Origin of the sequence: Corynebacterium sp., assembly GCF_012837295.1 — a bacterium.
Taxonomy (GTDB): Bacteria; Actinomycetota; Actinomycetes; order Mycobacteriales; family Mycobacteriaceae; genus Corynebacterium.
Genome location: NZ_DURI01000052.1, coordinates 1 through 1,617, shown reverse-complemented (window position 1 = coordinate 1,617; position 1,617 = coordinate 1). Strand labels below are relative to the sequence as shown.

2 protein-coding genes are annotated in these 1,617 nt (G+C 72.9%); both read right to left on the bottom strand.

Translation table 11 applies throughout. The annotated features are described in order from the left end of the window. The coding region (locus GX015_RS01735; RefSeq protein ID WP_291342321.1) for a TIGR00730 family Rossman fold protein at positions 1–892 on the bottom strand (892 nt) is incomplete at its 3' end. 161 nt (positions 893–1,053) lie between these two features. Continuing rightward, positions 1,054–1,617, bottom strand: a 564-nt coding sequence (locus GX015_RS01730; protein WP_291342319.1) for an arabinosyltransferase C-terminal domain-containing protein, incomplete at its 5' end; no start/stop codon positions are given.

The window sequence follows — 1,617 nt, the reverse complement described above, 5'->3', positions numbered from 1 at the left end:
GGATGCCGATGTGCTGGCGCGTCCACACCTCGAAGAATTCCTCCAGCGTGCCGGCGCCGCCGGGCAGCGCGATGAACGCGTCGCCGAGCGCGTACATCCGGTCCTTGCGCTGCGCCATCGTGTCCACGGTCTCCAGGTGGGACAACCCGCGGTGGGCGATTTCGCGGTCGCGCAGCAACGTCGGGATGACGCCGGTGACGCGCCCGCCCTCGGCCAGCGCCCCGTCGGCCACGGCGCCCATCAGGCCGATCGACGCGCCGCCGTAGACGATCTCCACGCGTTCGCGCCCGAGCTCCCGCCCCAGCTCCTCCGCCGCCGTGCGCCACGCCGGGTCGGCGCCGTCGGTGGAACCCGCGAACACGGTCACCGCCGAAATCTCCCTGGCCGGCGCCCCGTCGCGAAGCCGCGGCAGCGTGTGGTTGGTCAGCATCGGCGCCAGCCGCCCGGTCGGGAAACGCGGGTCGACCCACCGGATTTCCTCGATCTCCGCCTGCGGCGACACCTCCGGCACCGTCCCGAGGTAGCGCTGGTGATGCCCCACCACCGACCGTCCCGGCTCGTTCGCCGCGGCATCGGCGACGACGCCCCAGTCGGCCAGCTTCCCGGGGTCCAGCTCCGCGCCGAGTTCCTCGCGGAACTCACGGATCACGGTCTCCGCGGGCGCTTCACGACGCCGCCCATCCACCCCGGCGATTTCCTCCGGTTTGCCGCCGGGGAGCATGAAGCGGTCGGTGCCGGCCTTGCGGACCGTCAGCACGCGGCCTCGATCGTCGGTGACGACGACCGCCGCGACGAGGATCGGTGCGACGGCTTCGCCGTCCTGGCCGCTGCCGTGCCCGAAACCGTGCCCGCCGGCGTCGCCGCCCTGCCCGAAACCATCGATGTTGCTCACCGCCCCATTGTCCGTCATGCACGCGGACGCCGCTCCCCGGCCCCCGAGCTGCCCCGGAAACGGCGGAACCCGGGCCCCTCCACGGTGCGGGAGGGACCCGGGTTCACGGGCCGGAAGCGGGTGGGTGGGCCGTCGTCAAGCGACGGCGCGCCCGGGAGGAACTAGTCCTCCTCCGCGATCATCGGCCCGGGCGACCACAGGCCGGAGCGGGTGATCTCCTCGTGGTCGATGACCGCCGGCTCCGGGCGGACGCCGTCCGGGTTCGGGCGGGACTGCAGCGCCTCGACGATGCCCCAGTCACGGTTCCAGTCGTGGTTCTGGTACGCGGGCACCGCCACCGACTCGTTGACGGCGTCGGACATGCCCAGCACGCCACCGGCGCTCAGCGACATCCACGTGTCCGTCGACGACACCTTCAGGTCGCGGTCCGGGGTGATGCGGAACTTCGGGTTCTCCGCCACGCCGGCGAAGTGGTCGAACGGGCGCTGGCACGGGAACTGGAACGCCACCGCCCAGTCCGGGATGGTCGGCACCGACGCGTCGATCACCTGCGGCATCGGCGTCAGCTCCGCCAGACGCGGCGGGGTGACGGCGATCCACTCGCCCTTGGCCAGGTTCTCGTCCTTGACCACCAGGCGCACCGCGGTGGCCTCGGCCGGGATGTCGGCCGTGGGGAAGCGCAGGTTGCGCCACGTCGGGGCGGGGCCGATGTCCATCGGCTCGGC